At 65.8% G+C, this 13,103-nt stretch carries 7 protein-coding genes and 3 rRNA genes; 5 read left to right on the top strand and 5 right to left on the bottom strand.

Features of this window, described 5'->3' with window-relative positions:
• Window positions 1–15: 15 nt before the first annotated feature.
• The 4 genes from WBG99_RS21940 to WBG99_RS21925 are packed head-to-tail and all read left to right on the top strand — an operon-like array spanning window position 16 to window position 4,191.
• Window positions 16–705: a DUF4129 domain-containing protein gene (locus WBG99_RS21940; protein WP_338900434.1), complete on the top strand. Its 690-nt coding sequence runs from the start codon at window positions 16–18 to the stop codon at window positions 703–705.
• Window positions 702–1,892 carry a DUF4350 domain-containing protein gene (locus WBG99_RS21935; RefSeq protein WP_338897936.1) on the top strand — a complete coding sequence of 397 codons (1,191 nt, stop codon included), beginning with the start codon at window positions 702–704 and terminating at the stop codon, window positions 1,890–1,892. Before WBG99_RS21940 ends, WBG99_RS21935 begins: the two co-directional genes overlap by 4 nt.
• Window positions 1,892–2,881, top strand: coding sequence for a MoxR family ATPase (locus WBG99_RS21930; RefSeq protein ID WP_338900433.1), 990 nt, complete (start codon window positions 1,892–1,894; stop codon window positions 2,879–2,881). The genes WBG99_RS21935 and WBG99_RS21930 overlap by 1 nt, the downstream gene beginning before the upstream one ends.
• On the top strand, window positions 2,881–4,191 hold the full coding sequence (locus WBG99_RS21925; RefSeq protein ID WP_338897935.1) for a DUF58 domain-containing protein: 1,311 nt from the start codon (window positions 2,881–2,883) through the stop codon (window positions 4,189–4,191). The genes WBG99_RS21930 and WBG99_RS21925 overlap by 1 nt, the downstream gene beginning before the upstream one ends.
• A 105-nt stretch (window positions 4,192–4,296) precedes the next feature.
• Here the strand turns inward: WBG99_RS21925 and rrf are convergent.
• From rrf to WBG99_RS21905, 4 genes are all read right to left on the bottom strand, one after another.
• Window positions 4,297–4,413, bottom strand: a 5S ribosomal RNA gene (gene rrf, locus WBG99_RS21920).
• 85 nt (window positions 4,414–4,498) lie between these two features.
• Window positions 4,499–7,619: ribosomal RNA gene (locus WBG99_RS21915) — 23S ribosomal RNA — on the bottom strand.
• Between the two features lie 308 nt (window positions 7,620–7,927).
• A 16S ribosomal RNA gene (locus WBG99_RS21910) occupies window positions 7,928–9,456 on the bottom strand.
• Together the 16S, 23S and 5S rRNA genes form the textbook arrangement of a ribosomal RNA operon.
• Window positions 9,457–10,055: 599 nt before the next feature.
• Window positions 10,056–11,063: a stage II sporulation protein M gene (locus tag WBG99_RS21905; RefSeq protein WP_338897934.1), complete on the bottom strand. Its 1,008-nt coding sequence runs from the start codon at window positions 11,061–11,063 to the stop codon at window positions 10,056–10,058.
• Window positions 11,064–11,202: 139 nt separating this feature from the next.
• Here WBG99_RS21905 and WBG99_RS21900 point away from each other — a divergent pair, with 139 nt between their 5' ends.
• The gene (locus WBG99_RS21900; RefSeq protein WP_338897933.1) at window positions 11,203–12,261 is read left to right on the top strand and encodes an RDD family protein; all 1,059 of its coding nucleotides are present in this window, start codon (window positions 11,203–11,205) and stop codon (window positions 12,259–12,261) included.
• Between the two features lie 104 nt (window positions 12,262–12,365).
• On the opposite strand, the gene WBG99_RS21895 is transcribed toward WBG99_RS21900, so the two are convergent.
• The gene (locus WBG99_RS21895; protein WP_338897932.1) at window positions 12,366–12,980 is read right to left on the bottom strand and encodes a hypothetical protein; all 615 of its coding nucleotides are present in this window, start codon (window positions 12,978–12,980) and stop codon (window positions 12,366–12,368) included.
• Between the last annotated feature and the right edge of the window lie 123 nt (window positions 12,981–13,103).

Genomic DNA, 13,103 nt, shown 5'->3' with positions numbered 1-13,103 from the left:
CCGACGGCCGTACCGATGGCGTGGCGTTCGGCGGACGAGCCACCCATCACCCTCCCGCGCGACCCCGCGCGGGAGGCGGCCCGTCGCGAGCTGTCCAAGGGCATGTACCACGAGAACGACCCCAGTTGGTACGAGCGCGCCATGGACGCCTTCTGGGAATGGCTCGGCAAACTGTTCGGCGCCGCCTCGGACGCCACCCCGGGCGGCACGCTCGGCCTGGTCGTCATCGTCCTGGCCGTCCTGGCCCTCCTCGGAGCGCTGTGGCGGCGCCTGGGGACCCCGCGCCGAGCCCCCGCCTCGTCCGCCGTGCTCTTCGACGACCGTCCCCGCAGCGCCGCAGAACACCGCGCCGCCGCCGAGGCACAAGCCGCCCAGGGCCACTGGAACCAGGCCGTGCAGGAACACATGCGCGCCGTCGTCCGCTCCCTCGAGGAACGCGCCCTGCTCGACGTACGCCCGGGCCGCACCGCCGACGAGGCGGCGTCCGAAGCGGGCCAGGTACTTCCCGCCCACGCGGACCGACTGCGCACCGCCGCCCGGGACTTCGACGACGTCACATACGGCGGCCGAACAGCGGCCGAAGCAACGTACCGCCGGCTCGCCGCCCTCGACGACGACCTGGAGCGCGCCAAACCCGCACTGGTGAGCAGCACCTCCAGCACCGCGAGTACGGCCCACAGCACAGGCCAGGGAGCCGCCGAATGACCACCGAGGCCACGCTCCCGTCCACCTCGGCCTCACCCACCGCCCGTCAGGTGTGGACCCGCGCGCGCGGTGTGGTGCTCGCGGCGGTGATCCTCCTGGCGGCGGGCGTCGTGATCGCCGTGATCCGCTCCGGCACCGAACACGGCCGCCTCGACCCACGCTCCGCCGACACCAACGGCAGCCGCGCCGTCGCCGAACTCCTCGCCGACCGGGGCGTGTCCACCCGGGTGGTGACCACCCTCGACGAGGCGAACGCCGCGGCCGGCCCCGACACCACCCTCCTGGTCGCCGTCCCGGACCTGCTGACCGACTCCCAGCAGAGCCGCCTGCGCACGGCGACCGAGGACTCCGGCGGTCGCACGGTCCTCGTCGCCCCCGGCTCCCCGTCGGTGAGCACGCTCGCCGACGGCGTCACCGCCGACTCCGCCCTCAGCTTCGACTCCACGCTCGCCCCCCGCTGCGAAATGCCCGCCGCCCGCCGCGCGGGCAGCGCCGACACCGGCGGAGTCCGCTACCAGGTCACCGCCCGCGCGGCCGACACCTGCTATCCCGACGACGGCCTGCCCACCCTGGTGCGCGTCCCGGCGGCCGAAGGGCGTGGTGACACCGTCGTGCTCGGCGCCCCCGACATCCTCTACAACAACAGCCTCGACGAGCAGGGCAACGCCTCCCTCGCCCTCCAACTCCTCGGCTCGCGCTCCCATGTGGTCTGGTACCTCCCCTCGCTCTCCGACGACGCGGCCACCGACACCGGCAGCCGCAGCTTCCTGGACCTGCTTCCCTCGGGCTGGCTCTGGGGCACCCTGCAGCTCTTCGTCGCCGGAGGCCTGGCCGCTGTCTGGCGGGCACGCCGACTCGGGCCCCTGGTGCCGGAGAGACTCCCCGTCGCGATCCGCGCCTCCGAAACCGTCGAAGGCCGCGCGCGTCTCTACCGCAAGGCGGACGCCCGCGACCGCGCGGCAGCCGCTCTTCGCTCCACCACCCGCACGCGCCTCGCCCCCCTCGTAGGTGTCCCCGTCTCCCGGGCGCACACGCCCGAGGCCCTGCTCCCCGCCCTGTCCGCCCACCTCCACGGCGACGGACAGTCGCACGCCCTCCTCTTCGGCCCGCCGCCCAGCGACGACACGGCCCTCATCGCCCTCACCGACCAACTCGACGCCCTCGAAAGAGAGGTACGCCGTTCATGATGGACCCGACCACTGACAACGCCGGGACCACCGGGGGCCCGGGCGCCGCCCGAGCCTCCCTGGAGGCCCTGCGCGCCGAGATCGCCAAAGCCGTGGTCGGCCAGGACCCCGCCGTGACCGGCCTCGTCGTCGCGCTTCTCTGCCGCGGACACGTCCTTCTGGAGGGGGTCCCCGGCGTCGCCAAGACATTGCTCGTCCGCGCCCTGGCATCCGCGCTCGAACTCGACACAAAGCGCGTCCAGTTCACTCCGGACCTCATGCCGAGCGACGTGACCGGCTCCCTCGTCTACGACACCCGCACCGCCGAGTTCTCCTTCCAACCCGGCCCGGTCTTCACCAACCTGCTCCTCGCCGACGAGATCAACCGCACCCCGCCGAAGACCCAGTCCTCCCTGCTGGAGGCCATGGAGGAGCGCCAGGTCACGGTGGACGGCACCCCACGCCCGCTCCCGGACCCGTTCCTGGTCGCCGCGACCCAGAACCCGGTCGAGTACGAGGGCACATACCCGCTCCCCGAGGCCCAACTGGACCGCTTCCTCCTCAAACTGACGGTCCCGCTCCCGTCCCGGCAGGACGAGATCGACGTCCTCACCCGCCACGCCGAGGGCTTCAACCCGCGCGACCTGCGCGCCGCCGGCGTACGCCCCGTCGCGAACGCGGCCGACCTCGAAGCGGCACGCGCCGACGTGGCCAAGACGACGGTCTCCCCCGAGATCACCGCCTACGTGGTGGACATCTGCCGCGCCACCCGCGAGTCCCCGTCGCTCACCCTCGGCGCCTCCCCCCGAGGCGCCACAGCCCTCCTCGCGGCCTCGCGCGCCTGGGCCTGGCTGACGGGCCGCGACTACGTCATCCCCGACGACGTCAAGGCACTCGCGCTCCCGACCCTCCGCCACCGCGTCCAACTCCGCCCGGAGGCCGAGATGGAAGGCGTGACGGCCGACTCGGTCATCAACGCGATCCTCGCCCACGTCCCCGTCCCACGCTGATGGCCCCCACCGGACGCGCCGCACTCCTCGCGGCCCTCGGCTCCCTCCCCGTGGGCATCTGGGAACCAAGCTGGACGGGCATCCTCGCCGTGAACGCCCCCCTGGCACTCGCGTGCGCCTGCGACTACGCCCTCGCCGCCCCCGTGCGCCGCCTGGGCCTCACCCGCTCCGGCGACACCTCCGCACGCCTCGGTGAAGCCGCGGACGTCACCCTCACGGTCACCAACCCCTCCAAGCGCCCCCTGCGCGCCCACCTCCGCGACGCCTGGCCCCCCAGCAGTTGGCTGCCCGGCACCGAGGTGACCGCCTCCCGCCACCGCGTCACGGTCCCCCCGGGAGAACGCCGTCGCGTCACCACCCGCCTGCGCCCCACCCGCAGGGGCGACCGTCAGGCGGACAAGGTCACGGTCCGCTCGTACGGCCCTCTCGGTCTCTTCACCCGCCAAGGCAGCCACAAGCTCCCCTGGACCGTACGTGTCCTCCCTCCGTTCACCAGTCGCAAGCACCTGCCCGCCAAACTGGCCCGCCTGCGCGAGCTCGACGGACGCACCAGCGTCCTGACCCGGGGTGAGGGCACGGAGTTCGACAGCCTCCGCGAATACATCCCGGGCGACGACACACGCTCCATCGACTGGCGCGCAACGGCCCGCCAGTCCTCGGTCGCGGTACGCACCTGGCGCCCCGAACGCGACCGCCACATCCTCCTCGTCCTGGACACCGGCCGAACCTCGGCGGGCCGCGTGGGCGACGCCCCCCGCCTGGACTCCTCCATGGACGCGGCCCTGCTCCTGGCGGCCCTCGCCTCCCGCGCCGGCGACCGCGTGGACCTCCTGGCCTACGACCGCCGCGTCCGAGCCCTCGTCCAGGGCCGCACAGCCGGCGATGTCCTCCCGTCCCTGGTCAACGCGATGGCCACCCTAGAACCCGAGCTGGTCGAAACGGATGCCCGCGGCCTCAGCGCCACGGCACTCCGTACGGCCCCGCGCCGCGCTCTGATCGTCCTCCTCACCACCCTCGACGCGGCACCGGTCGAACAGGGGCTCCTTCCCGTCCTGTCCGGCCTCACCCAACGCCATACGGTCCTGGTGGCCTCGGTCGCAGACCCCCACATCGCCCGCATGGCCGACTCCCGAGGCACCGTGGACGCGGTCTACGAGGCCGCGGCAGCAGCCCAGGGCCAGTCAGACCGCCACCGCACCGCCGAACAACTCCGCCGCCACGGCGTCACAGTCGTGGACGCGACCCCGGACAACTTGGCACCGGCCTTGGCTGACGCCTATCTGGCGCTGAAGGCCGCTGGACGCCTCTAACCACTCCGAGAAACCCTCCCGAAAGGGAGGGGAGATACACCCGGGGATATACCCGGAAAACAGAAAACCCCCGCCGGTCACCCGGCGGGGGTTTTCTCACTGTTTGTTCGGCGGCGTCCTACTCTCCCACAGGGTCCCCCCTGCAGTACCATCGGCGCTGTAAGGCTTAGCTTCCGGGTTCGGAATGTAACCGGGCGTTTCCCTCACGCTATGACCACCGAAACACTATGAAACAGTCAACCGCACCGCCGTGACCATGGCGGGGTTGTTCGTGGTTTCAGAACCAACACAGTGGACGCGAGCAACTGAGGACAAGCCCTCGGCCTATTAGTACCGGTCAGCTTCACCCATTACTGGGCTTCCACATCCGGCCTATCAACCCAGTCGTCTACTGGGAGCCTTAACCCCTCAGAGGGGGTGGGAGTCCTCATCTCGAAGCAGGCTTCCCGCTTAGATGCTTTCAGCGGTTATCCCTCCCGAACGTAGCCAACCAGCCATGCCCTTGGCAGGACAACTGGCACACCAGAGGTTCGTCCGTCCCGGTCCTCTCGTACTAGGGACAGCCCTTCTCAAGACTCCTACGCGCACAGCGGATAGGGACCGAACTGTCTCACGACGTTCTAAACCCAGCTCGCGTACCGCTTTAATGGGCGAACAGCCCAACCCTTGGGACCGACTCCAGCCCCAGGATGCGACGAGCCGACATCGAGGTGCCAAACCATCCCGTCGATATGGACTCTTGGGGAAGATCAGCCTGTTATCCCCGGGGTACCTTTTATCCGTTGAGCGACGGCGCTTCCACAAGCCACCGCCGGATCACTAGTCCCGACTTTCGTCCCTGCTCGACCCGTCGGTCTCACAGTCAAGCTCCCTTGTGCACTTACACTCACCACCTGATTACCAACCAGGCTGAGGGAACCTTTGGGCGCCTCCGTTACTCTTTGGGAGGCAACCGCCCCAGTTAAACTACCCATCAGACACTGTCCCCGATCCGGATCACGGACCCGGGTTAGACATCCAGCACGACCAGACTGGTATTTCAACGACGACTCCACAACCACTGGCGTGGCTGCTTCAAAGTCTCCCAGCTATCCTACACAAGCCGAACCGAACACCAATATCAAACTGTAGTAAAGGTCCCGGGGTCTTTCCGTCCTGCTGCGCGAAACGAGCATCTTTACTCGTAGTGCAATTTCACCGGGCCTATGGTTGAGACAGTCGAGAAGTCGTTACGCCATTCGTGCAGGTCGGAACTTACCCGACAAGGAATTTCGCTACCTTAGGATGGTTATAGTTACCACCGCCGTTTACTGGCGCTTAAGTTCTCAGCTTCGCCCACCCGAAAGTGAGCTAACCGGTCCCCTTAACGTTCCAGCACCGGGCAGGCGTCAGTCCGTATACATCGCCTTACGGCTTCGCACGGACCTGTGTTTTTAGTAAACAGTCGCTTCTCGCTGGTCTCTGCGGCCACCCCCAGCTCGAGGAGCAAGTCCTCTCACCAGTGATGGCCCCCCTTCTCCCGAAGTTACGGGGGCATTTTGCCGAGTTCCTTAACCATAGTTCACCCGAACGCCTCGGTATTCTCTACCTGACCACCTGAGTCGGTTTAGGGTACGGGCCGCCATGAAACTCGCTAGAGGCTTTTCTCGACAGCATAGGATCATCCACTTCACCACAATCGGCTCGGCATCAGGTCTCAGCCACATGTACGACGGATTTACCTGTCGCACGGCCTACACCCTTACCCCGGGACAACCACCGCCCGGGATGGACTACCTTCCTGCGTCACCCCATCACTCACCTACTGCAGGTCTGGTCCGTCGGCTCCACCACTCCCCTTTGCCCGAAGGCTCCGGGACGGCTTCACGGACTTAGCATCGCCTGGTTCAATGTTTGACGCTTCACAGCGGGTACCGGAATATCAACCGGTTATCCATCGACTACGCCTGTCGGCCTCGCCTTAGGTCCCGACTTACCCTGGGCAGATCAGCTTGACCCAGGAACCCTTAGTCAATCGGCGCAAACGTTTCTCACGTTTGTATCGCTACTCATGCCTGCATTCTCACTCGTGAACCGTCCACAACTCGCTTCCGCGGCTGCTTCACCCGGCACACGACGCTCCCCTACCCATCCATACAGGCGTTGGCCCTGTTGTATGAATGACACGACTTCGGCGGTACGCTTGAGCCCCGCTACATTGTCGGCGCGGAATCACTAGACCAGTGAGCTATTACGCACTCTTTCAAGGGTGGCTGCTTCTAAGCCAACCTCCTGGTTGTCTCTGCGACTCCACATCCTTTCCCACTTAGCGTACGCTTAGGGGCCTTAGTCGATGCTCTGGGCTGTTTCCCTCTCGACCATGGAGCTTATCCCCCACAGTCTCACTGCCGCGCTCTCACTTACCGGCATTCGGAGTTTGGCTAAGGTCAGTAACCCGGTAGGGCCCATCGCCTATCCAGTGCTCTACCTCCGGCAAGAAACACACGACGCTGCACCTAAATGCATTTCGGGGAGAACCAGCTATCACGGAGTTTGATTGGCCTTTCACCCCTAACCACAGGTCATCCCCCAGGTTTTCAACCCTGGTGGGTTCGGTCCTCCACGACCTCTTACAGCCGCTTCAACCTGCCCATGGCTAGATCACTCCGCTTCGGGTCTTGAGCGTGCTACTGAAACGCCCTGTTCGGACTCGCTTTCGCTACGGCTACCCCACTCGGGTTAACCTCGCAACACACCGCAAACTCGCAGGCTCATTCTTCAAAAGGCACGCAGTCACGAGACAAGCACACGTGCTTGTCCGACGCTCCCACGGCTTGTAGGCACACGGTTTCAGGTACTATTTCACTCCGCTCCCGCGGTACTTTTCACCATTCCCTCACGGTACTATCCGCTATCGGTCACCAGGGAATATTTAGGCTTAACGGGTGGTCCCGCCAGATTCACACGGGATTTCTCGGGCCCCGTGCTACTTGGGTGTCTCTCAAACGAGCCGTTCATGTTTCAGCTACGGGGGTCTTACCCTCTACGCCGGACCTTTCGCATGTCCTTCGCCTACATCAACGGTTTCTCACTCGTCTCACAGCCGGCAGACTGTGAAAGAGAGATCCCACAACCCCGTATACGCAACCCCTGCCGGGTCTCACACGCATACGGTTTGGCCTCATCCAGTTTCGCTCGCCACTACTCCCGGAATCACGGTTGTTTTCTCTTCCTGCGGGTACTGAGATGTTTCACTTCCCCGCGTTCCCTCCACTTGCCCTATGTGTTCAGGCAAGGGTGACAGCCCATGACGACTGCCGGGTTTCCCCATTCGGACACCCCCGGATCAAAGCCTGGTTGACGACTCCCCGGGGCCTATCGTGGCCTCCCACGTCCTTCATCGGTTCCTGGTGCCAAGGCATCCACCGTGCGCCCTTAAAAACTTGGCCACAGATGCTCGCGTCCACTGTGCAGTTCTCAAACAACGACCAACCACCCATCACCCCGAACCAGAGCGGTCCGAGTGCACTGGGGCCGGCACTGAAGGCAGCCATACGGCCATACCCTCAGACACCCAACAGCGTGCCCGACACGATCAGTCGATGAGCTTCGCGTTCCACGCCGAAGCAGTACTAACGCTCTCACCCATACTGAACCGTGCCGAATAATCAACGTTCCACCCATGAGCAACCAGCATCAGACGTTCGCTGATGTCCTGGCCTCTGACCAGCCGAAGCCGGTAAGAAGTGCTCCTTAGAAAGGAGGTGATCCAGCCGCACCTTCCGGTACGGCTACCTTGTTACGACTTCGTCCCAATCGCCAGTCCCACCTTCGACAGCTCCCTCCCCACAAGGGGGTTGGGCCACCGGCTTCGGGTGTTACCGACTTTCGTGACGTGACGGGCGGTGTGTACAAGGCCCGGGAACGTATTCACCGCAGCACTGCTGATCTGCGATTACTAGCAACTCCGACTTCATGGGGTCGAGTTGCAGACCCCAATCCGAACTGAGACAGGCTTTTTGAGATTCGCTCCGCCTTACGGCCTCGCAGCTCATTGTACCTGCCATTGTAGCACGTGTGCAGCCCAAGACATAAGGGGCATGATGACTTGACGTCGTCCCCACCTTCCTCCGAGTTGACCCCGGCAGTCTCCTGTGAGTCCCCATCACCCCGAAAGGCATGCTGGCAACACAGAACAAGGGTTGCGCTCGTTGCGGGACTTAACCCAACATCTCACGACACGAGCTGACGACAGCCATGCACCACCTGTACACCGACCACAAGGGGGCGACCATCTCTGGCCGTTTCCGGTGTATGTCAAGCCTTGGTAAGGTTCTTCGCGTTGCGTCGAATTAAGCCACATGCTCCGCTGCTTGTGCGGGCCCCCGTCAATTCCTTTGAGTTTTAGCCTTGCGGCCGTACTCCCCAGGCGGGGAACTTAATGCGTTAGCTGCGGCACCGACGACGTGGAATGTCGCCAACACCTAGTTCCCACCGTTTACGGCGTGGACTACCAGGGTATCTAATCCTGTTCGCTCCCCACGCTTTCGCTCCTCAGCGTCAGTAATGGCCCAGAGATCCGCCTTCGCCACCGGTGTTCCTCCTGATATCTGCGCATTTCACCGCTACACCAGGAATTCCGATCTCCCCTACCACACTCTAGTCTGCCCGTATCGAATGCAGACCCGGGGTTAAGCCCCGGGCTTTCACATCCGACGCGACAGACCGCCTACGAGCTCTTTACGCCCAATAATTCCGGACAACGCTCGCGCCCTACGTATTACCGCGGCTGCTGGCACGTAGTTAGCCGGCGCTTCTTCTGCAGGTACCGTCACTTGCGCTTCTTCCCTGCTGAAAGAGGTTTACAACCCGAAGGCCGTCATCCCTCACGCGGCGTCGCTGCATCAGGCTTTCGCCCATTGTGCAATATTCCCCACTGCTGCCTCCCGTAGGAGTCTGGGCCGTGTCTCAGTCCCAGTGTGGCCGGTCGCCCTCTCAGGCCGGCTACCCGTCGTCGCCTTGGTGAGCCATTACCTCACCAACAAGCTGATAGGCCGCGGGCTCATCCTTCACCGCCGGAGCTTTCCACACCGAGGAGATGCCTCCCGATGTCGTATCCGGTATTAGACCCCGTTTCCAGGGCTTGTCCCAGAGTGAAGGGCAGATTGCCCACGTGTTACTCACCCGTTCGCCACTAATCCCCACCGAAGTGGTTCATCGTTCGACTTGCATGTGTTAAGCACGCCGCCAGCGTTCGTCCTGAGCCAGGATCAAACTCTCCGTGAATGTGTACCCGTAATCGGGTGCAACACCACGAGAGCGGAACAGTCAGGCGGAATAAGCCCGACCGTTCACAGCGTCCTCGCTGTGTTTGTTTCAAAGGAACCTCGCCCCGACCGAAACCGGCCAGGAACGGGGTATCAACATATCTGGCGTTGATTTTTGGCACACTGTTGAGTTCTCAAGGAACGGACGCTTCCTTTGTACTCACCCAAACCAACCGGCTCAGGCTTTCCTCCGGGCACTTCCCTTCGGTCTTACGTTTCCAACCTTACCAGATCCGTTTTCCGTTCCGTTTCCGGTCGGAACTCATTTCCGATGGCCGCTGGAAGGCCTTTGCCTATCTGATTGCCTTGCGGCTTTCTTTCGGCGAGTCCGACTTTATCAGAAGTCTTTGGCCGAACTGACCGGCCACTTGTTCCTGAATCATCGGGTAGGGCTCACTCAGGAAATCGCATTCACGAGGAGCCGATAGGTTTTCACTGTCACCGTGGGGCATGTCCACCTCTAGGCAACTGTTCTAACCTACCTCCCCACAGGCTCCGTGTCAACGGCTCTTGCGGGAACGAAGAGGAGACTAACAGCCCGACGGAGGTGTCCGCACATCAGGCGGCCGTAGGCACCGCCGCACTGCGTTCGTGCTCCTCGACGTCGCCCGTGTCACCGGCTCGCGCGGCGCGTCCGCCCAGGACATAGACGTATGCGAGGAAGGCGAGCTCGGCGAGGACGCCGATGCTGATGCGGGCCCAGGTGGGCAGGCCGGACGGGGTGACGAAGCCTTCGATGGCGCCCGAGACGAAGAGGACCAGTGCCAGGCCCAGCGCCATGCCCAGGGCCGCTCGCCCCTCCTCGGCCAGCGCAGACCGGCGGCTTCGGGGGCCTGGGTCGATCACGGTCCACCCCAGGCGTAGTCCCGTGCCGGCCGCCACGAAGACGGCGGTCAGCTCCAGGAGGCCGTGCGGGAGGATCAGGCCGAGGAAGACGTCGAGTCGGCCGGCCGAGGACATGAGACCGATGCCCACGCCCAGGTTGAGCATGTTCAGGAGCAGGATCCAGAGGACCGGCAGGCCCAGAAAGATGCCCAGGACCAGGCACATCGCGGCGGCCTGAGCGTTGTTCGTCCATACCTGGGCGGCGAATGAAGCGGCGGGATGGCTGGAGTAGTACGTCTCGTACTGGCCGCCGGGCCGGGTCATCTCGCGGAGTTCGTCGGGCGCCGCGATAGTGGCCTGGACCTCCGGGTGGGTGCCGATCCACCACCCCAGGAGGACGGCGACGAGGGTGGAGAGAAGCGCGGTGGGGACCCACCAGTGGCGGGAGCGGTAGACCGCCGCGGGGAAACCGTGGGTCAGGAAGCGGACGACATCGCGCCAGGAGGAGCGGCGGATTCCCGTCACGGCACTGCGCGCGCGTGCCACCAGTTGGCTGAGGCGGCCGGTGAGCTGGGGGTCCGGGGCACTGGACTGGATCAGCGAGAGGTGAGTGGCCGTGCGCTGGTAGAGAGCGACGAGTTCGTCGACCTCTGCGCCCGTGAGACGGCGCTGACGGCGGAGCAGGGCGTCCAGGCGGTCCCACTCGGCGCGATGGGCGGACACGAAGACATCGAGGTCCATCGGGTGTGCTGCTCCTCGTCCCTCTCGTACTGCGTGTCGGCTTGTCGTACTGGTCCTACTGCGGCGCGATGTGGCCTCAGCTTGGCAGACTGGCCACTCTCGGGGCAGGCCAGGGGATGAAACCGGAAGGACTACGGGTGTGAATGAGCTAGTGACGGGTGAGGCGGTGGCGCTGGAGCTGCGTCCCGCGAAGCTGCCGAGCCGGGCGCTGGCCGTGCTGCTCGACCTGATCGTGGCCATGGTCGTCTACCTCGCGGTGGTCCTGATCCTGGTGCTGGCGACGGCCGGCCTCGACGAGGCCGCGCAGATGGCGATATCCATCGCGAGCTTCCTGCTCGTGCTGGTGGGCGGGCCGATCGCGGTGGAGACGCTCAGCCATGGTCGTTCGCTGGGGAAGCTGGCGTGCGGGCTGCGGGTGGTGCGGGACGACGGTGGGCCGATCCGGTTCCGGCACGCGCTGGTGCGCGGTGCGGTCGGGGTGGTGGAGATCCTGATGACGTTCGGGGTCGTCGCCTGCATCGCCTCACTCGTGTCGGCGCGGGGCCGGCGGCTGGGTGATGTGTTCGCGGGAACGCTGGTCGTAAGGGAGCGGGTGCCGGCCGGGCGGACGTCGTTCGTACCTCCGCCGCCGCCCTGGCTCGTGGGGCAGTTCTCCGGGCTCGACCTGTCCGCCGTGCCGGACGGGCTGTGGCTTGCCATCCGCCAGTACCTGACACGGATGCGGCAGCTGGATCCGCACGTCGGCGCGGCGATGGCGGAACGTCTCGCCTCGGACCTCGCGGCGCGTACGGGCACTCCGGCACCGTACGGGGTGCCGGCGGGCGCATATCTGGCGGCTGTGGTGCACGAACGGCAGGCGCGCGAGGCACGACGTGCGTTTGAGGGAGCCCCGACGGGCGAGGTCGGCGTGCCGGGTGTGCCGGTCGGTGGGGCCGAGTGGGGCCGGCAGATGGCTCAGTCCCCGACGGCTCAGCCTCCGGTCACCCCGGTGTACGGGCCGCCCAAGGAGTTCGTGAGTCAGGCACCGCCTGCGGGTGCCCCGGGGTTTGTGCCGCCTGCCGCAGGGGCGGGGGCCGCGTCCGGTGCTGGTGGTCCCGGCTCGGCCGCTCCTGGGGGCCCGGTGGCCTCCGAGCCGCCGCGGGAACCGCGGGAACCGTCTGCCGAGCGGCCTGGCACCGGGTTCGCGCCGCCCGCGTGAGCCACGGCGTCGACCGTTCACCCCGGGCGCTGTCAGCCGAACGGCTGCGCCGGCTGATCAGCTCCGTCAGCAGAGCACTGGCTCCAGCGAACCGAGCACCCGCGTCAGTCGAACGTCGACGGCGGTGATTCCAGGTGCTCCAGTTCGATGCCGGATGCCGCGAGGACGACGTCGCCGGCGATGTGAACGGTGTGCTGCTCGCCCGTGTCCAGGGCCGTGACCTGGTATTCGTCCACGGTCAGGGGGCCGTTGTCAGTGGCGTGTGCTTCTCTTGCGATCAAGGCCCAGGACTGGTCCACGGTGCGCGGGGCGAGGACCGGGTCGGTGAAGGCGACCAGACGTACGCGAGTGGCGGGCGTGGAGGGGGTGAGGCGCAGGAGACGGACGGTGGCGATGAGGAATGCCGGGGATGTGCCGGTGAAGGCGTGGGCGCGGACATTGCCTTCGGTGGCCTCCGTGCCGGTGGGATCGGTGCGCACCCAGGTGACGCCGCCGAGGGCGGCGCCGCGGACCTGCCAGCTCGCGGCGTGGAGTTCGAGGCGGATGGGGCGGCCGATTCCGTCGAGGGCGAGGTCGACGGAGCCGGTGTGATCACCGGACGGGGTGGTCAGTTGGGAGACATAGCGCCAGCCGGACGGCCCGGGCGCGCAGTGGAAGTGCTCTTCGGCGAGGGGGGTGTGGTCGTGCGGGTCGTGAAGCGAATACCGGCCGCGGGGCATGGAGATCCTGGATCTTGACGGGCTGGTCCGGCCGACGGGCGGGTCAGGAGCGGAACGGGCAGACCCCCGGCACGGGGGTGCGGGGGCCTGCCTGGGAGCTGCTGCCGAGGTGGGTGCGTCAGC

Source organism: Streptomyces sp. TG1A-60, from assembly GCF_037201975.1.
Lineage (GTDB): Bacteria > Actinomycetota > Actinomycetes > Streptomycetales > Streptomycetaceae > Streptomyces.
Note: the sequence above shows the minus strand (reverse complement) of the source record. Positions and strands in the feature narration are given on the sequence as shown.